Consider the following 25947-nt stretch of genomic DNA (forward strand, 5'->3'; position numbering starts at 1 on the left):
TTGTGAATAAGCGACCGAAGTGGTTAAACCACGGCCGCTATGAACGTTTATTAGTCTTCTGTGGACAATTTACCCTGAAGTTTGGAAGAATCAAACGATGGATCAGCAGTTATATTGGTCAGACCTGCAGCTTTGGTTTTCTCCAAAGCTGCATTGTATCTTGTATCCAGATCCTTGATCACAGCATCGAGATCGCCACCCGTGAATACAAAGATTGAAAAAGCCTCACTCCATTTGGTGCCTTCCAGTGAACTCTCAGTCACCACACTCGGATTTGCCGGGAAAATGGCATCATAACGTTTGGGCAGGAAACCTTCAATGCCCGGAATGCTTGGTTTTTTGTCAGAGCTTAGTACAGCAGGAATCAGTGAGATTCCGTATCCCTTTTCATAATACTCACTCTGAAGATCTGTGCTGTACACATACTCCATAAACTTCCATGCCGCTTCCTTGTTGGCAGAATCTGCATTGATGCCGATGTAAGAGCCCCCGATGACTTGCGAAGCGCCCTTGATCGTTCCATCATTTGTTGGCACAGGAGCCGCTGCCCAATTTTCTTTGGTAGGAAACTGGTCTTTATATACACCTGGTTCACCAGAGTGGTTAATGTACATTCCGATTTTACCTTGAGCAAACTGGGCTCTGAGCGGATCGATGTCCAGACTTTCAACACCTGGCAGCATGCTGCCATCCTGATTCATCTGACGAAGTGCCATTGCGATATCCTTGTACATCCCAAAATCAAATTGGCCAGTCTTGTAGTTGTAACCATCAATACCAACACTATTGCTTGCACCTGCAATCGTATTGGCTGCTCTCCAGAAACCGCTGCTGCTCTTGAACGGGCTGGCAAAACCATAGATGCCTTCACTTTTACCAACTTCGGTAATTTTTTTGGCATCCGCAACCATCTCAGCCAACGTTTTTGGCGGACTCTCGATCCCTGCCTTTTTGAAAATATCCTTGTTATACACAAGCCGCCAGACCTGCCCTGTATTGGGGAGGGAATATATTTTTCCATCAATCGTGTTTTTATTTTCAATCAAGCTGTCTTTAAACACGGCCTTCATCTCATCACTCATGTATCCATCGATCGGGGCGAGATACCCCTTCTGATAATAGGTCTGAAAATCGTTAACTTGCAGCACATCGGGTGCCTGCTTGCTGGCAAAAGCAATATCGACCGCCTGTGGATAGTTGTCCCCCATCACGGTCATCTCCACTTCAATGTTGTCCTTGTTCGTCTGGTTGAACTCATCGATCTTGGATTTCATAAAATCAGCATCATGGCGGTCCGGTGTCCAATATATGATTTTGGTTTTCCCTCCGGCATTCTCCCCGCTGGCCCCCGATTCGCTATTTGCCGAAGTACCACTGTCAGCAGAACAACCTGCCAAACTTAGCGCCAGCAATGCACTCAGCGTAGTCACCATCCACTTTTTAACCATTGATATGCCCCCTTATGCTTGTCTGGACAACCCGTTTGGTTATCCGTTAACGTAATGATAATCGCTACGCTTTCATGGAGGTGAGGGACATTCTGACTTTGAATGGTGGGAAAAATGACGATCCGTATCGGTTTCAATTCTCATACATTTGCCGGAAGCAGGTTGGTGTCATGCCGCAATATTTCTTGAACAAACCGCTGAAATACGGCCTGTCCTCATAACCCAGCCTCTGGCAGATCTCTTGCACCTGTACACCTGCAACCAGCAACTCTTTTGCCTTTTCCATCCTCATCTTAGTAATATATTGAATCGGCGTTATGCCCGTTTCCTTTTTGAAGGCATTGGCAAAGTAACTCGGACTTAAATGCACGGATTGGGCACAGGCATGCAGCGTCAGATTTTCTGCAAGATTCAGACTGATATATTCCTGTGCTTTGCTAATCGCCTGTTTGACATCAGTGAGTCGTTTTTTGTCCATAATCTCGCAACCCATACTGCTAAAATGTTTGATATATCCCCTCCATCCCTCAAACGTCAAGGAACGCATCGCCTCAAGCACTGTCAAGTCGGCCTCAAGACGCAATCGTTCCTCTGCTGTAATCTCATCACAAAAGGCACGGTAGATGGCAAAAGTCAGTCCTGACAGCAAACGAATCATCGTGAGCGGCTCGGGAAAACCTTCGGAAACCTGCCATTCTTCGAGAATTTCATCAATGATGCGGTGACAGATGCTCTCATTACCACATTTCAGTGCGTAAAAAAGCTCTTTCTCCTTCTCCAAAGGATATACCGGAGCCACACAGGCCTGATTCTCCAGTTCAGCATACTGGAGGATGCAATTTCCTTCACTGTAAAAACGATAGGATATCGCCTGATCTGCATGTGCGTAGGACGTCCAGATTTCCTGTGGTCTGCGGGCAATCGTACCAACACCAATTGAGACTGTTTTTTTGCTGAATCGCTCCACATTTTGGCGGCATTGCTCCAGTAGCTCAGAGACGTCGATCTGGCTTGGTGTGTTAAATATGGCTGCAAGCCGGTATCGGTTTTCCCGTAAAACAACGCCCTTGGTATAGCGGTTTAAGGTTTCTCCCACAATATTTTGGACCGCAAAAGGAACGATTTCGGCATCCAGATGCATCGTGTATCCATATCGCGTATAACCATCCACCTCGATGACCATGACGAGAAGATTGGAGGAATCGAGATCAATATGCAGCTCGTTCCAGCGACTTTCATTCAGGAATCCCTCGATTTCATGACGCAACAAGCCCAGTAGATAGCTGTGACGCTCGTACTGGCTGCTACTCTCCACCTTCTGCTCCAGCTGTTCCAACTGTTTGCACTGTGCCTGTTCTTCCTGAATCACCTGTCTTACCTTCAACACCGCACCGAGTATTTCTTCAGGGGTAAACGGTTTGAGTAAATAATCGGATGCACCCAGCTTGATGGCCTCCTGTGCATAATGAAAATCCGAATAACCACTGATAAAAATAAATTTGGCTCGCAGTCCGGCATCCAATGCCCGCTTCATTAGCTCCAGCCCGCTCAGCTTGGGCATCCTGATATCACTGATCACGATGTCGGGTAGTTGCTCCAGCAACAAGGACCAACCGCGCTCTCCATTGCTCGCCGTGCCTACAATCCGAACCTGATGATCTTCCCACGGAATAGTTGAAGATATGCCCTTTACAACTGCCTGGATATCATCCATAACACACATCGTCAATTGGCCCATACTGCCCCTCCTCAGGTGATCGGAATCGTGATAACAACCGTTGTTCCCACATCTGTACTGCTATGAAACACAATCGTGGCCACATCCCCATAGTGCAGGCTTAATCTGCCATGGAGATTGGATAGGGCATAACCCTTGCGTCCCCCGTCAGGAACATCCTCAGCATAGATACTGGCTACATCCATACCACATCCATTGTCAGCCACCTCCAGCCGTAGTGTGTCACCCTGACGATCAATGCGGATCAGGATAACGCCCAAATCTTCTTTGTCATTGAATCCATGCAGGATGGAATTCTCGACCAAGGGCTGAAGTAATATTTTTAAAATATCAACAGCGTAACAAGAGGGGTCCCCCACCTCAATCCGATAAACGAACAGATCCTCGTAACATTTTTGCTGAAGCTGCATGTATTGTTCGACATGTTTGATCTCCTGCTCCACACTGGTGATGTCTTTACCATCATTCAGGCCCAGACGGAATAATAAGGATAAGGAGACGATCATCTCACTTACATCCTTCTTCTCTCCGCTCTCACTTTTCCAGAACATCGTATTAAGCGTATTGTAGAGGAAATGAGGATCAACCTGCGCCTGAAGCGCCTTGACTTCAAACCGCCGTTTGTCTTGCTCCGTTGTCCGTACTTCTTCAAACAGAATCTGAATCTGGTCCAACATCCGATTGAAACGATGCCCTACAGCGCTGACTTCATCGTCATACTTGCTGCGAAACCGTACATCCAGATCATTAGACTCCACCTCAACCATCAAGCGTCGCAGTTTGTTCAGTGGCTTCAGCAGAGCGGAGGCCAGCAGCTTGGACAACCCGAGTGCAAGCAAAATGCAAAACAACATGATCAGGATGATCAGCCAGCGTATCTTTTGGAGGGGGGACAACAAGTCAGCCTTGGACTGTACACTTACCATGACCCAATCCTCGTTCATCGACAATGCCGAATAGTTAACAAGCATGTCCTCCCCCTGATCGTTCCTGTAGGTGAAATCCCCAGCATCGTCACGGCTAAACTGTTGTGTAAAGTCAGGCTCCATAATGAAATCGTAATTTCGGGACCTGGGCCGAATGACTTCATTTCCGTTTTTGTGCAGCAAAAACAGTTGAATCTGGTTATTCATGAGATCCTGCGTCAGAATGTCCCGCATCGCCTCTTCCTTCATATTGACGACCATATATACATTCGAATAGGTATGATTATCGATCACAATGGGTTTGAGCAACAGAGATAACACATTTCCTCGGGATTGAAATAACTGACTCTGATGTGAACCAAACCACATCGTATTCCAGCCTTGCAGCTTCACGTAGCGTCCGTATTCCCTGTCGAACGAGTGATTGCGATTCGGAAAATCTTTGGTCGAGAAAAAATCACCGATAGGTGTTTTCAGATATGCGGTATCAATCAGTGGCTCTACGAGCTTCAATTGAGCAAACGATGTTTGCAGCAGCGAGAGATTCTGATAATAATGAGATGTGTTATTTTTCCCCACGTCCTTCATGACCTGGGTGAACGTTTCATTGAGCATAAAAGAAAAAGAGGATACAACAATGTGCCTCAGATGTTCATCCATAACCTGCACTGATTTGTTCAGAATGCTTTGTTTCAGTTCAAGTGCATTCTGCTCAATGCTTCGTGCAGCAAAGAGATAAGAGCATATCCCGGTCACACTGATGCACAAGACAACGAGAAAAATGTACAGCAGCTGTATTCTTTTTTTCAGGGACATTTTATAAAAGTCGAATATCATCGGCGCTCGCTCCTTGAACACGGTTTGGCCCGTCCGCTGTGAATTAAAATGAGTATAGCACAGTGGAATTACCCGTAAAACCGTTTCCATGATTGTGCTCACGCCTATCCTTTCACAGCTCCCAAGGTCACCTGCATGAATGATTTGTTAGCAAAAATATAAACGATGAGCAGCGGCAAAATGGACAGACAGGCTCCGGCCATCATCAGTTGGACCTCAGCCGCAGCTCCGATGCCATATCGCAGATTAGCCAGCCCAACGGGCAAAGTCTGTAAGTCCGGATTGCTCATGGTGAACACAAAAGGAAGAATATATTCATTCCATGAACTCTGGAATACACCCAGACCTGCAACGGCGAGTCCGGGCCGCAGGAGTGGAAGAATAATTCGCCAGTATGTGGTGAAGAAATTACAGCCATCAATCATCGCCGCTTCATCCAGTTCGCGCGGGATGCTCTTGAAGAAACCAATGAGAATAAAGTATGTGGCAGCATGTGCGCTGATCAGTATAATAATAACGCCCCATAACGTGGTATTCAGTCCCAGCTTGACCATGAGGTCAAATTGCGGACGCAGTACAACCGCGCCTATGGAAATAAACAGAGTAGATGCCATGAGCAGGGTGTATCCCTTTTTACCTTTGAAATTCACTCGATCCACAGCATAGGCTGACATCGAAGCTACCAGCAGCGTGCCAACTGTTGTACTGATGCTAACAAACACGCTGTTAATCGTAAAACCCGAAAAATTGGCGGTTTGCCAAGCCTGAGCATAATTGGAGAACTGCCAAATCTTCGGCCAGATGGTGGCTCCTCCGGTCAATTCCTGGTTCGTTTTGAAGGAACCGAGCAATACAAGTATGATGGGGAACAGCGACAGCAGAGCGATTGCGATCAAAAACAGCCAAAGTACCGTTCGTTTGGTCCAGCGAATGAGTTGGGGAGACCCTGAGGGCGCAAGCACGTTTTGAGTCATCATCGTTTCCTCCTGATAATTTATACGTGTTCAAAAAGTCTGTTTTTCAGTTTAATAGACATCGTTGAGCTTTTTGGATATTTGGAAGTAAATGAGCGTCACAGCCCCTACGATGAGAGCCGTTGTGAAACCGACTGCACTGCCATAACCGAGCTGCTGGAGTGATTGGGTGTCAGCCGACACGGGAAACAACAGTTTGAACAAATACAGATACATCACCTCTGTTTTGCCATACGGCCCCCCTTCGGTAAGTACCATAATACTCTCGTAACCTTTCAGCGCCGTGGTAATTGCCAGCATGATGATCATCTGCAAGACAGGACCCAGCAACGGAATCGTTACATTCCGCAGTTTCTGAAACTCACTCGCTCCATCCAGCGATGCCGCCTCATAAAGCTCTTCAGGAATGCTCTGAAGACCCGCAATGAACAACAACATATAGTTGCCCACAGCCCCCCAGATGGCGATGATGATGGTTGTTAACATGGCATGTTCAGCCCCAAGCCAGCTAATGGATTCGGAGATCACATGATACTTAAGCAGCAATTGGTTCAATATTCCGTTATAGGAGTTGAAAATAATAAAGAATACAATCGCCATGACCGAAGCGCTAAAGATAGTGGGAAGATAATAGATCGCCCTAAACAGGGATTTTCCTCTCCATTTACGATTCAGAATAATCGCCAGAGTTAACGACAGTGGAATTGTAACGACGAGTTTGCCCAGGGCATACACACCCGTGTTGCCTACAGAATCCCAGAATTGCCCGTCACGCAAAATGCGTCCAAAATTATCAAGCCCGATGAAGACAGGCGTTCCGATGCCTTGATAATCATAGAACATGTAACGCAGCGCCCATAACAGCGGATAGATCCCGAATACAAGAGTTAGAAAAAGACTTGGAAAGATGAACATATAGGCATGTATTTTGGATGGTTTCACCAGAATCGGACCCCCTATAGCTTTTGAATGAAGTATAGAGGGAATATGGAGGAAAGCGGGATAGGGAAATCAACTTTCTACAGGGGAGAATGTGACTGCATGACCAAACAAAAAAACCTGAATTCAACGAATTTCCGTTGAGTCTACAGGTTCATATCATGTGGTTCGTAATCTTAAACCTCAGTATACGTATGCAGCGTAGAGGCTACTCTGCTTCATCATACAGACGCAGTAGTTCTGTAAAATCAGAGATGAGCACATCTGAGCCCGCAAGCTCCTCATCACGACCGAACCCGGCATAAGCACAGCCGATGACCGCCTGACCGTTCATTTTACCAGCTTCCACGTCAGAAGAGCGATCCCCTACCATCCATGCGTCCTGAATACGATGTTTCTCAAGCAGGATCTGCACCAGATTAATTTTGGAAGGAGTCTTGTACTGGCCTGCACTATATACCCCTTCAAAGAAAGGCATGATTTCGTGTGCAAACGCTACACCCTTTACGTAGTCCTCCAGCCCGTTACTTGCGACAAAAAGACGCACTCCTTGTTGTTTCAAGGCTTGCAGCGTTTCTTTCACACCCGGATACAATTGGGAACCTCCTTGATCAAGCCCTTCAATCTCCAGTTGAAGCAACAGTTCGTCTGCCCGGCGATGTGCCGCTTCCGATGCCTCAGGCATAACCACTTTCCATATATCTTCGAGCAACATACCCAAACTTCCCAGCATCCGTTCCTCGGGTGGAGTTTCTCCTTCAAAGTGCCCTTCGGCACGCAATGTATCAAATAGTTGCTGGTAAGCTGGCAACAACAGGGTCTCTGTCTGGAACAGCGTACCATCCATGTCAAAAATCATCGCTTCCGGTTTGAGCAAAACCTTCTCTTTATTCATGTCCAATGTTCCTTTCGGATTGGGATATTGTATATGTAATTGGAATCGTTCCCTTCCCATGATAAACATAACGTTTGAACGTGTAAACCAACGAATGTAAAAGATCATCAACCCCAACCTTATACAACATCAACCAAACGTTATATTGTAGTTCAACAAACTATATACAAAAGAAGTTTCTTTACGTATAATACTAAAAAATAGTGCTTTAGACACCTAATCTAAAGACCTACAATTATCACATTTCCGGTTTTTTCGACAACTACATATACCCCATAGAGAGGAATAACAAACATGAAAAAGCGAAAGACCTTTAAGATTTTTTATAAGATCGGATTAGGATATTTACTTGTACTGGCTGTACTGGCTGGTTGCATCCTGCTGATTCAGAACAGCACAAGTCAGCTCCAACGGGAACTGGATTTTCTGGTCGATCACGATATGAGGGTACATGCCCTCACCTATGAACTCGAAAGAAACATGGTAGATATGGAAACAGGTCAACGCGGTTACATCATCACGGGTCAGGACAATTACCTCGATCCTTACACCCAGGGAAAAGAGCAACTTATTACACTCAGAGATGAACTTGCGGCTTTAATTTCGGATAATCCGGCTCAACTTGCACTTTTGGAAGACATACATACTACTATGGAGAACTGGGTCCAGGTCGCTGGTGAACCTGTGGTCGCCCTTCGCCAAGCAAATAATACGCAGGCCATTCGAGATTTTTTCGCAGATGATCCAGGTAAAAGAGACATGGACCAGATTCGCACTGCTCTCGATACGTTTCGAACCAACGAGCATACGTTAACCGATAACCGTACAGAAGCGCTGAAGCAAAAAAACACACTACTGAACTTGGAACTGTATGGGGCACTTATCGTTGTGGCCATCATCTCGTTCATCACTGCATTGGTCCTGTCACGTGCCATTGTTAGAAACATTCGTACCGTGAAGCAGGCATTAAATGACATCGGTTCTTCCAATGGCGACCTGACACTGAGAATCGCTACGCCAATGAAAGACGAAACTCGTGAACTCGCGGAGGCAGCCAATACAATGCTCACTGGTTTGCAGCAAATGATGCTGGACGTTCAGAGTAATGCCATGATTCTGAGCACAGCTTCGGATCGATTGGATAAAGGGGTTGCCGATAGCCATCTTGCAGGAAAAGAAGTTGCCACTGCCATGGAACGCGTGGCTGAAGGTGCTGATGAACAGGTTGCTCTTACGCAAACCATGGTAGCTGCGATGCAACAATCCCTCAACGGGCTTAATCGTGTCGCCTCCTCGGCAAGTGACGTGGCAGGCCGTGCAGTTCGTACCGAATCCATTGCCGTGGATGGGCAACAGCGCATTGATAATGCTGTAGGTAAAATGAGTTCCATTGAGCAATCCTTCCTCTCTGTACAGGGAGCCATTAATGAAATTTCGAAGATGTCTGATCAAGTGATCAACATTGCAGATTCAATGTCGGGTATTGCAAGACAAACCAATCTGCTTGCACTTAACGCCGGAATTGAAGCTGCCCGCGCTGGGGAAAATGGACGCGGCTTCGCTGTCGTTGCCGCGGAAATCCGTAATCTTGCAGACCAAAGTGCAACATCAGCCAAAGAGATTACAAGTATATTGGAAACCGTGGTAACAGGTGTTCAAAGTACGGTGCAGGTGGTTGATGAGAGCACTCTACATGTGAATGAAGGATTGCGGACCATTGAGGATGCAGGTAATGCTTTTTCAACCATTACTCAGCATATTCATAACCTCAGTGGTGAAATTCTGGAGGTATCTGCTGTTGTCGAAGAGTTAACTTCCGGTAGTGAGGCTGTGATGAAGTCCATCAATGAAGTATCGGCTGTTGTGGAAGATACTGCATCAGCCACGGAAGAAGTATCTGCGATGACGGAGGAACAACTTGCTTCTCTGCAGGAAATGTCTGACACGTCCAAGCAGTTGAATCAAATGTCCGATGCACTTGATCAGCTGGTTAAGCAATTCAAGCTGGCTTGAACTGAATCAACATACCGATAGAATGTCTATATAGCTCTATCATGAGCATATATCAAAGGAAAGAAGCATCGCAGACAGACTCACCCGAGCCTCTGCGATGCTTCTTTGTGTTAAGGAGAGCTGAATCAGGAAAAGGTGCACCGGGCACCTCATATGAAAAAACCTAAGCACTCCTTTTCTTATCTCGATTGTTCCGTGTTCCGCAACGCTTCAAGTATCAATTGTGCCTGATGCCCATCGTTAAAATCATATATCTTAGCTGGTTTGCCTTGTATACGGGCAATGACATGTTTAAGAACCGGCAATTCACTGGCGGATTCAAGCACTTCTACTCGAGACAGTGGCTGTCCCACCATACCCGTTTTCAATTCCTCCCAATTTTCCAGAGCAATTGTGCCTTTTGTACCGTACACCACCATGGATACACGTTCTTCCCCCGCAAATTGAGAGATGCCATTTAGCTGAATTCGAGTCCCGTCTTCCAGTTCCATTGCAGCCTGTACTTCTAGTTCACAGTCTCCATTCTCAGGATATTGAACCTGAGTGCTCACTACCCGGATGGCACCAAACACCTTTTGAATCATATGAATCCAGTGAATACCTACTTCAAGAATAAATCCACCCTGTTCCCGGCTCGTAATCCAAGCATTCTGTTGCCATGATCGTGGCCACTGCGGGAATTGCAGAATCAGATCTATTTTGCGAACGGCCCCCACAGTCCCCTGCTTAATCATCTCTTGCAACTTCAGCACGGAAGGTTCATGCGGCATCGAGAAATGGATGGCATGAACAACGCACGCCTGCTCCGCTGCATCCAGCATCTCTTTGGCTTCTTCTACACTATTGGCAAGCGGTTTCTCGCAGAACACATGAATTTTGCGCTCCAGCGCTTCCATGACAACCGGATAATGAAATTTCGGCGGAACTGCAATATACAACAGATCAATCTGATGTTCATTCATCAATTGCTTGTAATCCGTATACGTCCTAACTCCCCGATGAGAAGCTGCAAAAGACGCCAAACCGTCCTCATTCGCATCACACACCGCTACAATCTCAATCTTTGTATCCATCTTTGTATTCTCGATTAGATGAACCATATGTAGTCCCATTTTACCCAGCCCAATCAGAGCCATCTTGATGATTGTCATTCCATCCCCTCCCAATTCCTTTCCAGTATAGCAGAAAGCAAAGAAATGCGAATGCGATGATGCGTTGATACGAAAAAAGATAAATCTCAAGCTTTCAAGTCGCTATTTGTGGCTGAAATTCATCATTTACAGTCATTATTTTACATTATTTGTAACTTCGTTGCGATTGGGTAATTCGTTTCAGGTATATATAACCAATTATTTTTACTTTATCCAGCAACACTTAAAGCGTTACCAACTTAAGAATCAGGAATTTAGACTCACAAAAACAGGTTGACAAAAAACCACAAAAAAAGATACTCTTCCTAATAACAATGAATATTTCCTCTTACAACCTTAGACAGTAACTTGCATTCAACAAATGGAATATGCGTATGGTTCTAATAACCTATTTCATGAAGCGAGGTGTCCCGCATGAGAACAGTTGCGGACTATTTGGCAGAAACTCTGCGTAATCTAGGCGTTACTCATGTCTTTGGTATTATTGGTAAATCCATCTGTCCTGCTGTACTGAAAATGGTGGATTACGGATTAGAGTTCATTCCAGGCCGTCATGAATCCAGCTCAGGTTTTGCCGCATCCGGTTATGCATTACAGACAGGTAAGCTCGGCGTTGCCTTTGCCACATCCGGTCCAGGCGGAACCAATCTTCTTACTGCAGCAGCCCATGCAAAGGCCAACAATCTGCCTGTACTGTTTATTACGGGTCATCAATCCATTCAGGAACTGGGACTCCCCCAGTGTCAAGATTCTTCTTCCTATCTGGCTGATCTGGCCGAAATGTTCAGGCCTGCTACGCTATTCAGCAAACTGGTTGAGCGTGGAGATCACTTCGGTACACTGCTGAATCATGCACTTTCCATTGCACTCGGCCCTAATAAAGGCCCTGTTCACCTCTGTATTCCTTTTGACGTACAGACTGAATTGTTATCCCAATGCCGGATTGTCATTCCCGAACCGGAACCTCTGCTTAGCGTATCTAACCTGAATCGCATTCTTCCTCTCATTCAACAATCCAACCGCCCTTTAATTATTGCTGGTAAAGGTGTAAGTCGCGCCAGAGCCCATGATGAATTGCTTCATTTGGCCGAATCGTTCAACATTCCCGTCATTACTACTCCTGGTGGAAAAGGAGCGATTGCGTGGGACCATCCCCTATACCATGGACCTTGTGGTGTTGGAGGTTTCCCGCATGCAGACGACATGCTGAACCAAAGTGACCTTTATATCGTACTCGGTTCACGTCTGAGTGACATGACCCTCTGCAATCTGAAGCCTGAACATCATCCGGTACACCTCATTCAATTTGACGCTGATCCTACATTCGTAGGCAAGATTCTGAGCGCTCAAACCTTACATATCACCGGTGATTTGAAGGACAACCTGCAATATTTGCTGGGCACATTAGAAGACCTCCCTACTCCTGTGAGAACCACGACACCCATGGATTACACTGTCCCATTACCAGATCTGCCCCGCCTGTCTCTGGCTTCTGTGCTGGACGGGATGAGTGAACTTCTTCCTTACGATCATAAGCTGTTTGTTGATGATGGCAGCCATGGATTCCATGCGGTTCAGCGATATAAAGTCAAGAAACCAGGCAGCTTTGTGTTTGACGCGTACTTTGCCTGCATGGGGAACGCCATTGGTATGGCGATAGGTGCAAAGGCCGCTTCACCTGAAGAGACCATTGTATGTATCACCGGGGATGGATGTTTCATGATGCTGGGGACGGAGATCAATACTGCGGTATGCAACAACCTGAATGTCATTTTCATTGTCGTTAACAACAAACAATTGGACATGGCACTCAAAGGAATGGAAAAAACAACAGGCAGAATTGATGGCACATTATATGAAGTTCCTATGGATGCAGCCAAATTCGCCGAATCTCTCGGTGCGGTTGCATTTCGAGCAGAAACCCTTGCTGAATTCTCATCTGCGCTGAACACAGCCCAGACGTTGAATCAGGTAACTGTTATTGAGCTTCTGACCGATCGAGATGAAATTCCACCCACGGCTCACCGCACCGTAACTTTGAATTAGGAGGAGCAGATCATGAGTGAACATGTAGCTCAGGGACTAGACCGTTTCGCAAAACTTTCTGGTGAGTACGGCGCAAGAGCCCTTGCACCCATCAAAGAACATTTTCCCGAATTGTCGGAATTTATTATGGGGACGGCATACGGGGATATTTTTCAGCGCACCACGATTACGGATCAATGGAAGGAAGTTGCTATCATCTCTTCGTTGATCACCCAAGGACAGTATGAACAACTAGGAGTGCATTACACAATGGCTCTGAGCGTGGGAGTAACGGTGGATCAGCTCAAGGGAATATTGCTACATCTGGCACCCTGTGTGGGTGCTCCACGCATTATTAGCGCATTTAATATTTTGCTTGCTACCTTGGATGAAATACAGTAATTCACTTTTCTACATTTTTATACATGATTCGACTTTTTTATTGATCTTTTTACATTCCTACCTTTATAATATGGTTAAATTATCCTTCGAACCAGCTCTCATCTTAGAAGCTTTCAGCAGAGGTCCTATGGGGCTGTGTATCCATTAGCAGGATAGCCTTAACTCATTTAAAGGAGAGAGATCAAGCATGGGAAATTTCATTCTGAAGACTGACGTTCCGAACAAGGTGTTAAACATTGAACTAGAGGGTTCTTTCTCTCAAGAAGACGGTTTGCGTTCCATCTCGGCATATCAGGATACGATCGCTCCTCTTAACACCAAGGAGTATGACCTGAACATCGATTGCAAAAAGTTGAATGTTACTGCGCCGGAGATTGTTCCTCTTCTGGAAGGCTGCCTTCAAATGTTCAAAAAAGATGAATATAAAAAAGTCGTGTTGACCCTCGAGAACAACGCGATTCTAAAAATGCAATTGTCCCGACTTGGTCGGTCTGTTGGCCTGGACAATCTCGAAATCATATCTACCGTTACCACTTAATAAACCAGGCGGACAAGCTGTGAATTCACCCTTCCGCTCAAGAGGAGAATGAAGATGGCCGGAATTCGTATTGTAGATATCGATATCTATCATCCTGCAACCAAGGTGCACAATGATTTTTATATTGAACATTTTGATGCAAGAGGTGTAGATATTCGTGGATTGTTAAAGGCACTTGGTCGTGATACACGTTATAAAATTGATAACGATGACGAAAATTCACTAAGCATGGCCTTTGAGGCAGCCAGTAACCTACTGGAGAAAACCGGACTCACCGGTGCAGATATTGATCTGATTGCTTATGCAAGCCAAACGCCAGAATACATCTTTCCTACGAATTCCTTGATGATTCATCGCCTGATTAACGGAGCTTCCCACACGATTTGTATTGACAGTAACGCCAACTGCGCAGGCATGACCGCTGCATTCGAACAGGTTAGCCGGCAGATGCTGGGCAATCCTCGAATTCGCCGGGCATTAATCATCGGCTCCGATTACGTGGCTCCTCACGCCAGTCCCGATGATCCCGTATACTTCGCCAATTTCGGTGATGCAGCAGCGGCGGTTATTGTAGAGCGGGATGAACATGTTGTCGGTTTCATTGATTCCATCTATCAGACCGATACCTGTGTGTATGGTAATTCACTCTTTCCTGCTGAAGGCTTGGCGAAGCTGGGCAAAACGGGTGTAGATGCGGGTGCCTTTCATGTGAAATTCATCCCATTTGATGATTCGATCTGTGTGGATGCCGCTTCGGAGTCCATTCGTACGTTGCTGACACGTAACGAGATTGGACCAGATGAGATCAGAGCCGCCTGCTTCTCCCAGCTATCCATCAGTAACATTCGGGCTGTATCCGAGAACGTCGGCATTGGTGATGATATTGCCGTCTATATCGGAGATGAGTTCGGATACACCTCAACCAGCAGTCCATTCATCGCATTACATCGAGCGGTTACAACCGGTCAGATTCAGCGTGGTGACAAAGTTCTGTTCTGGACCGTTGGAGCCGGGTGGCAAAATGTTGCCATGGTGGTTGAATATTAGGTATACACTTCAAAATCAATAAAACCATCCCCAGTAGTATACCGGGGATGGTTTTATTTTCTCCTTTTTCTCCCCCTATCATTGAAGATTAACATCTACGATTGTGAAAATAGCCACTTACATGTTATTACAAAAAAATATTATTTAAAAGTGAAAGTAGCAGTTCCAAGATTATTTAATCTTGAAACTGCTATTTTAAGATTTATCATAAATTCGTTGTTATGAGAATCTAAACACTAAAAGTTTTAATCTACTATTTCTGATTATCTATAAACGGTCCCTTCGTATCTTGCAGCAACAATTCCATCCACAGTATGATAACTAACCAACACCAAGGTTCCTACATAGCCGTCTGGCGTTTTATAGTCCGTAAGATATTTTGGTACTCCAAAACCTACAGGGTAATAATGCACTACAGAAAAAGTTTTACTTTCAAGCATAGGAGTTACTACGTCTGATACACTTGTACTAGTATTTGGTTGAATATTTGCCGCAGACACGCCTGCACTTGAAATGGATGTGGTCAGAATAAAGGAACATGCAGTCAAAATAAGAACTTTACTAAGTCTCAAAATGATCATCTCCTAAATAGAGTTTTTAACTACAATTTCATTGTATAATATGTAAGTGGATTTAACAACAATATTTGTAAAATATATAATTATGTGTAATTTACTTTAAAATTAATTATTTAATAATACTATCTTTTCAAAGCAAAAAAGCAGCCCTATCGGACTGCCAGACTTCTGCTTTTATACCAAACGTTCAGAAAATCTTCTTTGTCTCCCGATCATCTTTCAGGATCTCTACAGCTTCGCGGAAACGCAAGGAATGCACGATCTCGCGTTCCCTTAGAAACTTCAGACTATCCTGCAGATCCACGTCATCGGTCAGGTCGATCAACCATTGATATGTAGCCCGAGCTTTCTCTTCTGCTGCAATGTCCTCGTACAGATCCGCAATCGGATCACCCTTTGCAGCAATGTAGGCAGCCGTAAAGGGTACACCGGAGGAATTGGTATAAAACAAGGCAGAATCGCGTTGAGCATAGTTCGGCCCAAGTCCCGCTTCTTCCAGTTGATCCACCGACGCGTCCTTGGTCAACTTGTAGATCATGGTGGCAATCATCTCCAGATGAGAAAATTCCTCTGTAGCAATATCCGTCAACAGACCGATAATCTTGTCTGGAATCGTATAACGCTGATTCAGATATCGAAGGGCAGCGGCCAACTCCCCATCGGCACCGCCATATTGTTCCATCAGCAATTTCGCCATGCGAGGATCACATTTACTAACCCTTACGGGATATTGCAGTTTTTTCTCATACACCCACATGTAAGACGCCTCCCTCTACGTTATCAAAATACAGCCATTCTTCTAACCCTCGGGCTTCCTGTCCCTAAAGTCATGCAAGGAAGCCTGAGGCTGATGTGTCACACTTGCCATGGCCAGGGCGTCTGAGACCATTCCCACGGATATTTGGAGAAGGCATGACCAAAGTTCATCAGGGGTCCATACAATTGTTGAAACTCCTGCGCCACCCGCGTACGTTCTTGCGTGAATTTGTTATATTGCTCTATGCTCTGATAATCCCCAGGATGGGTGTCCAGGTACAGATTCAGCTCCACTAATACAAAATCCAGAGCCTGAAGCTCCTCCAGCAGCTCATAGTATTGAGTATCGCACGCTTTTGCTCCTTCAGGTTCCATCCACATCCACCTTCCTTCCCTTCGATCTCGCTGGTGTATAAGGGCTGTATAATGCAGGCCATAACGTCCCCACTCTTAATGCTTCTGCCGGACTGTACTGTGGCCAACCCATAGGCTGAAATGGAATAAATAATTGCGGAGGTACCAGATACGTCCGAATCTCTACTGGTGGACAAGGATCAAACGGCCCCACAAAAGGGGCGTAAGCACGAAGTTGCGGATCTTTCACAAAACAACGCCTCCTATAATACATCGTTGGTGCAACTTAATATTACTGAGGTCCTTCCAGTTTCCCGTCTCTATAACCATATGACGCTGTCCCCCAAGTTAATCCGAAATTCGTTTCAACTATGTGCAGAATTTCTCCAAATTCTTATTTAAAATAAAAAAAGACCTTCGGTTCGTTCCCCTTTCAGGTAACTTCCAAAGGTCTTATATCCTGGCAGATTTTTGTAATCTACGTCATTTCATACTTTTGCTCGTCTTATCTTGCTCCTGCAACGAGTTCTATTCTACTGGTTTTTCTTCCGAATTCATGTCTTGAGGGACAGATTGCTTGTACACTCGAACCCGGGTAATTCGCAAGCGAGTGGATTCTTCCACTTCAAAAACGTAACCATTTAGCTCTTGCGTTTTTCCCTTGGTTGGATTGCCCCCAAGCTCTTTAAACAACCATCCGCCGATGGTATCCACTTCTTCATCCTCAATGATGGCTCCGGTCCACTTATGAACTTCTTCAATAAGCGAACGACCATCAATGGAAAATGAATCTCCACTGCGTTCCATATGCGGACGCTCATCCTCAAACTCGTCATACAAGTCTCCAACGATCTCTTCCAGAATTTCTTCCGCAGTCAGCAATCCAGCTGTGCCGCCATATTCATCCACAACCAGCGTCATCTGTGAATGTTTCTTCTGCATTAGACGCAGCACATGGCTGATTTCCATGGATTCAGGAACGTTTAAGATTGGACGGACGAGTGAAGCCAGATCATGTTGTTGCTCCGGTTTAGCCAGCAACAGATCGGTGATGTGTATAAATCCAATGATCTCATCCTTGTCTTCTACTGCTACGGGATACCGGGAATGTTTGGTTGCGTTGATGATCTCCAAGTTCTCTTCCAAAGACATATGCGTGTACAGACAATCCATGTCTGTACGTGGCAGCATCACTTCACGTGCCAGCATATCGGAGAAATCAAAGATGTTATCCATCAGTTTGATCTCATCTTTATCGATGACACCACTTTTGGCACTCTGCTTCATCAGAATTCGAAGTTCATCTTCCGAGTGAGCTTCTCCTTCACTGGCAGGTTCGATACCTGCCAGACGCAGCAATGCATTGGCCGATACATTCAGTACCCAGATGAACGGGAAGAAGATTTTGTAGAACAACAGCAAAGGTGCAGATAAAAACAATGCCACTCCGTCTGTTTTTTGAATAGCTAACGATTTAGGTGCAAGCTCACCCAGCACAATATGCAGAAACGTAATGATACAAAAACCGATAATGACCGACACGGTCGAAATAAGCCCTGTATCTCCTACACCAAGTTTAAACATGAGTGGCTCAACGAGCAATTCGGAGATGGCCGGTTCTCCCAGCCACCCGAGTCCAAGCGATGTCAGCGTAATCCCGAACTGAGTTGCCGATAGATAGGAATCCAGTTTACTATTCACCTTCAGAGCGTAACCAGCCATACGATTTCCTTCACTCTGCAATTGAGTTAAGCGTGTCTGCCTTACTTTCACAAGGGAAAATTCCGCTGCGACAAATACGCCATTCAAAAATACGAGCAAAAAGACACAGACCAGATTAAATACCAGCTGCCCAAGATGAAATTCGGTATGAATATCCAAGTTGAAACTCCCCTTTTCTATCTATTTCAGGAATACACCTGGAATATCAACGTGTGATTGCCTTTCTTGATTTGAAATCCACACCCTTGTAATACATATCTGCCACTAGCAGGTTTGGTCCGCAACAGGATGCAATATCGCAATGGCAATTGACTGTTTGATTCAACGGATGTTCAGCTGACCATTCATGGAACACATCATCCAGTTTACGATCACGAATGTTGCCAAACGCCGGGATATCCGCAAAATCCGTCACATACACATTACCCGTGAACATGTTGACGTTAACGCGGTTGCGTCCGTCCGGATCGTTACGTACCGTCACATTTGGTTCGCTGTATAAACGATTGATCAGTTCCCGATCCTGCTCTGCTGCACTGCACGCGAAGAATGGCAAGGTACCGAAGAGCATCCACATATCCTTGTCACGCACATCAAGCAAACGATGAATCGCTGCTCTCATATGGTCCAGTGATAACACTGGCAACGACGAAGCAAAGTTCGAGTTATACATCGGATGCACTTCATGACGAACACAGCCCATCTCACGAATCAATTGATGAATACCATCCAGCTTGTCGTGCGTACGGAAGTTAATCATCGACTCCGCAGAGATAAACATGCCTGCTTCACTCAGTTTGCGTGAATTTTCAATCATTTTCTCATACATCTTCACCGCTACTTCACGTTTTACAGGTCTGCCACTATTGGCAAATCCAACTTGATGGAAATCGTCAGCATTCAGATAGTTGAACGAGATATGCATAACGTCCAGATAAGGTAAAAGTTGCTCATACCGGCTGATATCCAGCGTTAAATTCGAATTGATCTGGGAACGTATTCCACGTTCCTTGGCATATTTGAGCAGTGGGATAATCATCTCATCCACTGTTTTCTGGCTAAAGCTTGGCTCGCCACCCGTCAGACTAATCGTCTGCAGATGCTCTACTTCATCCAATCGTTTCAGCATCAGAGGGAGCGGAAGAGCCGGCGCTTCACGAATCGTAAGCATATCTCCCACGGCACAATGCTCACACCTCATATTGCACAGATGTGTCACGGTCATTTCTACACTGGTCAGCACATGGCGTCCATATGTACGCAGAGAGCCGATCGGATCCCACGGATCATTCGTTGGCGATAAAGGCATCGGTTGTACCGATCCTGAGTTTAGCATGGTCATTGTTCTTCACCTTATTCCTTTTATTAACCTAAAAAGTTTTATTTACATCATACCTTGTGTTTCTCTTTTTGGAGTTATCTTTTATCATAGCACAATTTTGAATGCTCCGGCATACGTAGACCCTGTCCATTACATGACAAAAAACGCTCAGGCAACTCTGGACCGCATTACGAAACGGCCCGGATATTACGACATGAGCGCTAATCATCTTTCAAGTAGTTCAGCTTTCCACCTGTTCACTTTGAGCCGCTGTAGGTGTATCCTCCACACCCTCTACACCTGTGATCATCACAGACAGAGCAGTCAGCAGGTTAATTTCATAAGGCGAAGATAAAGTCTGGCCGTCCGCATCTTTTAGAACACGGATAAGCGGACGTTGAGGAACACGTGAATGAATTGATGCAACTACCCCAACTTCTCCCGTACTGAGCTTGACTGAAATACCTACTGGGTATATCGCGACACAATCCCTGAACTTCTCCAGCATCCGTTGTTCATAGAGGGTTCCTGAACCTGTATACAACACCTCTACTGCCTGATGGGGCAGCAAGGCTTGCTTGTACACCCGATTCGTTGTCATGGCATCATACGAATCAGCAAGCGCAATCCATTTGGCATATTCATGAATTTCCTTGTCTTTCAAACCAAAGGGATATCCACTGCCATCAATTCGTTCATGGTGCTGCAGTGCACAATGCGCAGATAGAAGCGGTATGCCTGGTTCATCTTTGAGAATACGGTGTCCATATGTAGTGTGCTGCTGAATGATTTTGAATTCCTCGTCACTCAATCTGGAGGGTTTATGCAAGATTTCTGGTGCAATCTGTGTTTTGCCGATATCATGTAACAAAGCGCCCAGACCAATCTCCATTAATTGCTGGCGTGTGTAACCCGAAGCGACACCAAGAACCAGCGTGTACACACATACATTCAGAGAATGGTTATACAGGTCAAAATCACTGGAGTTCATGTCCATCAGCATAATCATGGCTTCCTTCTGACTGCCGATGTCTTCCAGAATGGCATTCATCACACCACTAAGCGCTTTACCGAAATGAGGAATCTGATTTTTGGTTTTCATCCCTGACATACTTTGAAATTGCTGTTTGATCTCGACCAGTGCCTTCCTCCTGGTCTCTTCCTGCAACATTTCAGGAACGATGATGTCCTCTGTCGCAGCATCTTTAATATACACATAACCGACCCCGAGATCCTTAAGGCGTCCAATCAATCGACTGGTTAGCTCTACATCCTCACTAAGTAATACAAGGCCTTCTTCACTATAAATACGTTTCCCCAGCTTCATGCCAGGCTGCAATAAGTTTATATGTACTAAACGCACAGCCTATCCTCTCCCGCTCCGTAGATGTAATTACCACTAGCCGCCGCTTCAGCAGAAGGCAAGTACTTTAAATTAGCTTTGATGCCAGCGGGCTCGCAGGCTGTCGTCCAGAGCCCCTGGTCGTTTTATTTCCGTTTCCAGCAAATCGCGTATGAATTCCGGAAGATGATAGAGCGTACGGGTTCCATGAGCCAGAGGAGGATACCCCACATTGAACGTAAACATGTCCAGTGTTCCAACGATATACTCACATTGTTCGTCCATAGGCTCCCCATTAATGGATATGGTCTGGATCTTCTCATAGGCTGGCGCATCTGGATTGTATTGAACTTCCATTCCGTCCATACATAACGTGCCTAGAATATGACCACGAAAACCAAATCCCACAATGGGCTTACCTGAAAAATCGTCCAACAAGGACTGCTCAAGTGCTTCACGAATATGACTTCCACTCAAGCATATTGTACAAGCATTTATAGGAGATGGACATAGGGAATGCAACATTCCTTTTGTAATATTACCTTGTGGAAGCTCTCCGAGAAGCTGACCTGCATTCACCAGAGACAGCTGTGCCCCCGTGAAATGACGAACAGCTTGTGCAAGCAATGTTGCAAACGGGGATTCCCGGTCATACGCGATGGGCAGCACCCGATCGGTTATCACTGCCGTCTGATTGAGTGTCCTTTCGGCTTCCGTACGATTCGTAGCGATTGCCAGCGCGACCTGATCATCCAGCATTATACTCTTGGCAGCCATACAACCGCTACTTACCAGTTGAAGAGGTTCTCCCACACTTGTTCGTTCCAGAACCACTTTCCCAAGCCATTGGCCAAATTTGCCAGCTGCGCCCAGCACGGTCTGACCAATGACTAATGGTTCTTCGAGAACATGATGGGTATGTCCACCGAGAATAACATCAATCCCAGTAATCTGCTCCGCCAGTCTCCGATCTGTCGAAAGCCCCAGATGTGAAAGAATAACTACCACATCCACTTCATCACGTAATGCTTCCACTTGAACTCTTAGTGACTCCACAGGGTCCAGAACATCCCACCCGAGCAGTTCGTAAAACGTGGTAAAAGGGGCCGTTGCCCCCAGCAGGCCAACGCGAAATGGACCTTTCTCCACAATCAGAGAAGGTTTCATCCACACTGGCGCAAGGCCAGTATCTTGCTCCACAACATTGCCGCATACCACAGGACACAGAAGTCCAGCGTAGGACTGTGAGAGCTGATCTGGCGTAAAGGTTAGTCCTTCATTGTTACCGATTGTAATGGCATCGTAGCCCGTCAGGTTAATAACATCAACATTAGCCGTACCCAGTGTTCCCTCTGTTTCAACGGCCATCCGGTCCATATGATCGCCGATATCCAATACAAGGATGTTGCCACCTTGGTCACGTTCCTCATTGATCATAGCGGCGATGGTGCTCATGGAGCCGAAGTGGCTATGGATGTCATTGGTGTGCAGAATCGTTAATGTTTGCTTCTCCCTGGTGCTCATCACACCGCCTCCCCTGCTCTTCAATAAACGTTCATTCTTCTAATGGATAAGCATAACATTTTCCGCGTCGTTATGATATATTTAAAGGGTTTAGAGATCAAAAAGAGGTGAGTCATATCTATGAAATTGACAATTCAACTATTTGCAGGCATTGCAGAACGTTTAAATACATCCCTTCTGGAGTTTGAGTACATTGGAAACATTCCAACCGCTGCCGATGTAAAAGAAAAACTGAGTCTGGCCTACCCCGAAGCAGCTTCTCAGATAAAGTCATCCTTTTTGGCAGTTAACCAGCAGTACGCTCCTGCCGATACTATACTTAGCTCAGACGATGAACTTGCGTTGATTCCTCCCGTCTCTGGAGGCGATGGTACGGATATTTCCGATGAGAAGCATCCCTCTACCTCCCTAGAGCATCGGACTGAAGATGGCTTATTTCTGATTACAGAGTCCACCTTGTCCGTGGAAGCAACAACGGCGCTAGTGATTACCCCGAATCACGGGGCAGCTCTTACTTTTGTAGGTACGACTCGTGAAATGACCGGTGAACAGCGCACCGTGCATCTTGAATACGAGGCCTATGTGCCGATGGCTCTTTCCCAGATGGCGGCCATTGGTGTGGAAATCTCCGACCGCTGGCCTGGTGTGTTATGTGCAATCAGTCACCGAATCGGCAAAGTGGATGTGGCAGAGATTAGTGTAGTCATTGCCGTTTCCTCGCCTCATCGCAACGACTGTTATGATGCAAGCCGTTACGCCATAGAGAGACTCAAACAGACCGTTCCGATCTGGAAAAAGGAAATTTGGGAAGATGGATCTGAATGGAAAGGACATCAATTAGGACCATGGAACCCCATGAAGAACTAAATAATGAGCCTTTACACCTTTTAGACAGAGTGGGTTAATAGTAAATAAGTCGTTGTCAACCCATTTTTTTCTTGTTATTATAATCATATGTGTCGATATTAGTCGAGAAAAGGTGGTTTATACGTGAGAGTGCATGTTACTGATCTTAAACCGGGTGACCTGTTAAAAAATGATGTATACAACAGTTCGGGTCTCCACATGCTGATGAAAGGTTCCACCCTCAGTGAAGATGACCTATCCAAACTGTTGCAACATGGAATCGAGTACGCAGATGTAGAACACACAACATCCGACCTACACTCTGATGCACAAACCTTACCTTCCGATCAAACCCGTCTGTTAACTAACTTGTTTAACGATACGATCAAAGGTACTGAATCTCTATTTCAACAAGCGATGGAGAAGGGTTTTATTGATGAGACACAGGTCGATGAGATTTTGTTCACCCTAACAGAACAGTTGGAAAAACAAAAAGATGTTGTCTCCTTGTTGCTTATGCTGGACGGGGATAGCGATTATACGTACAACCATTCCTTGCAAGTCGGAATGCTCGCTTTTTATATCGCCGGCTGGATGGGTTACAACCCCGAGGAATGTCTAACGGTAGCCAAAGCAGGATATCTTCATGATATCGGCAAGTCCAAGATTCCTTCTGAAATGTTACATAAACCTGGTAAATTGACCACGGAAGAATTTGACGAAATGAAGAAACACACATTCTATGGGTACGATATCATTAAAGAATCCACGCAGGATGAAATTCTGGCAATGGTTGCACTTCAGCATCATGAGCGCGAGGATGGAAGTGGTTATCCTCATGGACTGCGAGGAGACGAGATCCACCCATATGCCCGTATAACTGCTGTAGCGGACGTTTACAGCGCCATGACGACGAATCGGGTGTACCAGACCAAACAGGAACTGATCTCTGTTCTGTGTGAACTGTACAGCCTCAGCTTCGGTCAGTTAAATGCTGAAGCAACGCAAGAACTGATCAAACACATGCTGCCTAATTTTATCGGTAAAAGGGTTCTGCTCACCACGGGTCAGACGGGGCTCATTGTCATGAATAATCCTGCGGATTATTTCCGACCACTCGTTCAGACCTCTACGGCCTTTATCGATTTAGCGAAGGAAAGAGATATTGCTATCGTTGAAATTTATGTACAGTAATTATGTAACAAGCCTATCTGTTCATTTTACACAGCACACAGTATGCATACGAAGCAACAAACAGGAAGTAGCTTGAATAACCAACTCTGAGGTTGGCATATGACAAAGGGAAGCCGTAATCGGCTTCCCTTTTGTCTATTCCGATTCGATCATGTTGGATTACACGCAGAATGCTTTTGTGATGATAACCAACAGAATGAACAGTACCAAGATTGCACCAGTGTTTGTGAACATATTGTATCCGCCAACGCCGCCTACTCCGCCTACGTTGCCACCACAGCCATATCCTACTTCGCTCATGTGATTGCCTCCTCTTCATCAGGTATACCCTAACATATGACGTTTCCGGTGGAATGAACCGGGCGAACAGGCAACATTCGATAAATGGTTGTCTGTCTGCATCTACCTGAGTGGATTATCCTTTTGCTATTCCTGTTCTTTGCAGGGATCTATATGTCGGAATCCGAATGAACCTGGATGCCCTTTTCCTTGCGGTACATGATAACAAGTAATCTCCAGAATTCATAACTGCCTTTGTCGTTCATAATAAACGGTCGATAATAATCAAATGCTTGCTGCGCCCATGCGGGACAATCCATATTGGAAAGTTGCTCCTGTTGCTGAATCCATCCCCCTTGAATCTCCAGCGTTTTCTGCATGGCTTCAAATATTTTCTTCTGCTCAGTGGTCATCGGCGGAGCCTCCTCTTCCTGAGATGCAGTTCCGTATTCGGCCTGTAGATATGCACCCGGTTCCGTCACACCATCATCGCTGGGTGTATACCCGTAAGATGGTGCACTTGTTTTACGAATCTCATAATGTACATGCGGGCCAGTACTCTGACCCGTGCTTCCCTGATTACCGATAAGCTGGCCTCGCTTCACCCGCTGCCCAACGGTTACGGCAATTCGCGAAAGGTGAGCATAACAATGCAAGTAGCCACGATGATCTTGAAGAGCAACGGTAAGCCCGTAACCGCCGAATCCGGAGCCTGTAACTCCTTCGGAAGCAAAACGTACCCTACCTTCCATAAAGGCGTAGACGGGGCCATTCCAGGGCTCTGTCACGAGATCAATTCCGCGGTGAAATGTCTGTCCACCATGAATGGGATGAATTCGATAGCCGAATGAACTTGTAATCCGATAGCCCTCGAAAGGGTTTACGCTCATACACTCACATCCTTTTCTATCATTAAATGCTTAAATCTATGAAATGGCTTGTGCTATTGGTCTTATTTTATTCCACAAAAATACCGCTCAGAATACATTTGGGAAACCTTATGGTCTCTCTCCAACGTATATTCCAAGCGGCGCTATGCTACTATGATTACTCTATCAGTTACATATACTAAGTTTTCATTCCAACCACTATACACTC

Annotated in this window: 24 protein-coding genes; 7 read left to right on the forward strand and 17 right to left on the reverse strand. The window is 45.6% G+C overall.

What is annotated here, in order from left to right; all coding sequences use genetic code 11:
- Positions 1-50: 50 nt before the first annotated feature.
- The 6 genes from NSQ38_RS26425 to NSQ38_RS26450 all read right to left on the reverse strand — a co-directional run bounded on the left by NSQ38_RS26425 (position 51) and on the right by NSQ38_RS26450 (position 7757).
- On the reverse strand, positions 51-1448 hold the full coding sequence (locus NSQ38_RS26425) for a sugar ABC transporter substrate-binding protein (protein WP_339784861.1): 1398 nt from the start codon (positions 1446-1448) through the stop codon (positions 51-53).
- 133 nt (positions 1449-1581) lie between these two features.
- On the reverse strand, positions 1582-3186 hold the full coding sequence (locus NSQ38_RS26430) for a helix-turn-helix domain-containing protein (protein WP_339784863.1): 1605 nt from the start codon (positions 3184-3186) through the stop codon (positions 1582-1584).
- Positions 3187-3197: 11 nt separating this feature from the next.
- A complete protein-coding gene (locus NSQ38_RS26435; RefSeq protein ID WP_339784865.1) occupies positions 3198-4949 on the reverse strand; it encodes a sensor histidine kinase in 1752 nt (583 codons plus the stop codon).
- A 104-nt stretch (positions 4950-5053) separates the two neighbouring features.
- The gene (locus NSQ38_RS26440) at positions 5054-5923 is read right to left on the reverse strand and encodes a carbohydrate ABC transporter permease (protein WP_338594890.1); all 870 of its coding nucleotides are present in this window, start codon (positions 5921-5923) and stop codon (positions 5054-5056) included.
- Between the two features lie 51 nt (positions 5924-5974).
- Positions 5975-6865, reverse strand: coding sequence for a sugar ABC transporter permease (locus tag NSQ38_RS26445; RefSeq protein WP_339784867.1), 891 nt, complete (start codon positions 6863-6865; stop codon positions 5975-5977).
- 205 nt (positions 6866-7070) lie between these two features.
- Positions 7071-7757 carry an HAD hydrolase-like protein gene (locus NSQ38_RS26450; protein WP_036610980.1) on the reverse strand — a complete coding sequence of 229 codons (687 nt, stop codon included), beginning with the start codon at positions 7755-7757 and terminating at the stop codon, positions 7071-7073.
- A 294-nt stretch (positions 7758-8051) separates the two neighbouring features.
- On the opposite strand from NSQ38_RS26450, the gene NSQ38_RS26455 reads away from it, so the two are divergent.
- Entirely contained in the window at positions 8052-9770 is a 1719-nt protein-coding gene (locus NSQ38_RS26455) for a methyl-accepting chemotaxis protein (protein WP_339784868.1), read from the forward strand.
- Positions 9771-9949: 179 nt separating this feature from the next.
- Here the strand turns inward: NSQ38_RS26455 and NSQ38_RS26460 are convergent, their stop codons facing one another.
- Complete coding sequence (locus NSQ38_RS26460) at positions 9950-10921, reverse strand: Gfo/Idh/MocA family oxidoreductase (protein WP_339784870.1); 972 nt, start codon at positions 10919-10921, stop codon at positions 9950-9952.
- Between the two features lie 414 nt (positions 10922-11335).
- Between NSQ38_RS26460 and NSQ38_RS26465 the strand changes: the two genes are divergently transcribed.
- The 4 genes from NSQ38_RS26465 (at position 11336) to NSQ38_RS26480 (ending at position 14933) form a co-directional block, all read left to right on the forward strand.
- Positions 11336-12967, forward strand: coding sequence for a thiamine pyrophosphate-binding protein (locus NSQ38_RS26465; RefSeq protein WP_339784872.1), 1632 nt, complete (start codon positions 11336-11338; stop codon positions 12965-12967).
- Between the two features lie 12 nt (positions 12968-12979).
- A complete protein-coding gene (locus NSQ38_RS26470; RefSeq protein ID WP_017689521.1) occupies positions 12980-13348 on the forward strand; it encodes a carboxymuconolactone decarboxylase family protein in 369 nt (122 codons plus the stop codon).
- Positions 13349-13535: 187 nt separating this feature from the next.
- On the forward strand, positions 13536-13886 hold the full coding sequence (locus tag NSQ38_RS26475) for a hypothetical protein (protein ID WP_091032592.1): 351 nt from the start codon (positions 13536-13538) through the stop codon (positions 13884-13886).
- Between the two features lie 54 nt (positions 13887-13940).
- Positions 13941-14933, forward strand: a complete 993-nt coding sequence (locus NSQ38_RS26480; RefSeq protein WP_339784874.1) for a 3-oxoacyl-[acyl-carrier-protein] synthase III C-terminal domain-containing protein — start codon at positions 13941-13943, stop codon at positions 14931-14933.
- 263 nt (positions 14934-15196) lie between these two features.
- On the opposite strand, the gene NSQ38_RS26485 is transcribed toward NSQ38_RS26480, so the two are convergent.
- From NSQ38_RS26485 to NSQ38_RS26520, 8 genes are all read right to left on the reverse strand, one after another.
- On the reverse strand, positions 15197-15505 hold the full coding sequence (locus NSQ38_RS26485) for a hypothetical protein (RefSeq protein ID WP_338593285.1): 309 nt from the start codon (positions 15503-15505) through the stop codon (positions 15197-15199).
- Between the two features lie 193 nt (positions 15506-15698).
- Complete coding sequence (locus NSQ38_RS26490; protein WP_036669914.1) at positions 15699-16268, reverse strand: manganese catalase family protein; 570 nt, start codon at positions 16266-16268, stop codon at positions 15699-15701.
- 98 nt (positions 16269-16366) lie between these two features.
- A complete protein-coding gene (locus tag NSQ38_RS26495; RefSeq protein WP_036669913.1) occupies positions 16367-16642 on the reverse strand; it encodes a spore coat protein CotJB in 276 nt (91 codons plus the stop codon).
- Positions 16632-16871 carry a spore coat associated protein CotJA gene (locus tag NSQ38_RS26500; protein WP_017689526.1) on the reverse strand — a complete coding sequence of 80 codons (240 nt, stop codon included), beginning with the start codon at positions 16869-16871 and terminating at the stop codon, positions 16632-16634. The genes NSQ38_RS26495 and NSQ38_RS26500 overlap by 11 nt, the downstream gene beginning before the upstream one ends.
- A 278-nt stretch (positions 16872-17149) precedes the next feature.
- Positions 17150-18502, reverse strand: coding sequence for a hemolysin family protein (locus tag NSQ38_RS26505; RefSeq protein ID WP_339784876.1), 1353 nt, complete (start codon positions 18500-18502; stop codon positions 17150-17152).
- A 46-nt stretch (positions 18503-18548) separates the two neighbouring features.
- The gene (yfkAB, locus tag NSQ38_RS26510) at positions 18549-19685 is read right to left on the reverse strand and encodes a radical SAM/CxCxxxxC motif protein YfkAB (RefSeq protein WP_339784878.1); all 1137 of its coding nucleotides are present in this window, start codon (positions 19683-19685) and stop codon (positions 18549-18551) included.
- A 220-nt stretch (positions 19686-19905) separates the two neighbouring features.
- Positions 19906-21027 (reverse strand): HD-GYP domain-containing protein, encoded by a 1122-nt coding sequence (locus NSQ38_RS26515; RefSeq protein WP_339784880.1) that lies wholly within the window; start codon positions 21025-21027, stop codon positions 19906-19908.
- A 72-nt stretch (positions 21028-21099) separates the two neighbouring features.
- Complete coding sequence (locus tag NSQ38_RS26520) at positions 21100-22530, reverse strand: 5'-nucleotidase C-terminal domain-containing protein (RefSeq protein WP_339784882.1); 1431 nt, start codon at positions 22528-22530, stop codon at positions 21100-21102.
- 120 nt (positions 22531-22650) lie between these two features.
- On the opposite strand from NSQ38_RS26520, the gene NSQ38_RS26525 reads away from it, so the two are divergent.
- Positions 22651-23397 carry a molybdenum cofactor biosynthesis protein MoaE gene (locus tag NSQ38_RS26525; protein ID WP_339784884.1) on the forward strand — a complete coding sequence of 249 codons (747 nt, stop codon included), beginning with the start codon at positions 22651-22653 and terminating at the stop codon, positions 23395-23397.
- A 123-nt stretch (positions 23398-23520) separates the two neighbouring features.
- A complete protein-coding gene (locus NSQ38_RS26530) occupies positions 23521-24570 on the forward strand; it encodes an HD-GYP domain-containing protein (protein WP_338593265.1) in 1050 nt (349 codons plus the stop codon).
- A 159-nt stretch (positions 24571-24729) separates the two neighbouring features.
- Here NSQ38_RS26530 and NSQ38_RS26535 read toward each other — a convergent pair whose 3' ends face one another.
- Together NSQ38_RS26535 and NSQ38_RS26540 are read right to left on the reverse strand one after the other, a co-directional pair.
- Positions 24730-24870 (reverse strand): hypothetical protein, encoded by a 141-nt coding sequence (locus tag NSQ38_RS26535; RefSeq protein WP_017689533.1) that lies wholly within the window; start codon positions 24868-24870, stop codon positions 24730-24732.
- A 149-nt stretch (positions 24871-25019) separates the two neighbouring features.
- The gene (locus NSQ38_RS26540) at positions 25020-25739 is read right to left on the reverse strand and encodes a M23 family metallopeptidase (protein ID WP_074094354.1); all 720 of its coding nucleotides are present in this window, start codon (positions 25737-25739) and stop codon (positions 25020-25022) included.
- Positions 25740-25947 lie beyond the last annotated feature (208 nt).

The organism is Paenibacillus sp. FSL R7-0313 (assembly GCF_037969885.1).
Lineage (GTDB): Bacteria > Bacillota > Bacilli > Paenibacillales > Paenibacillaceae > Paenibacillus.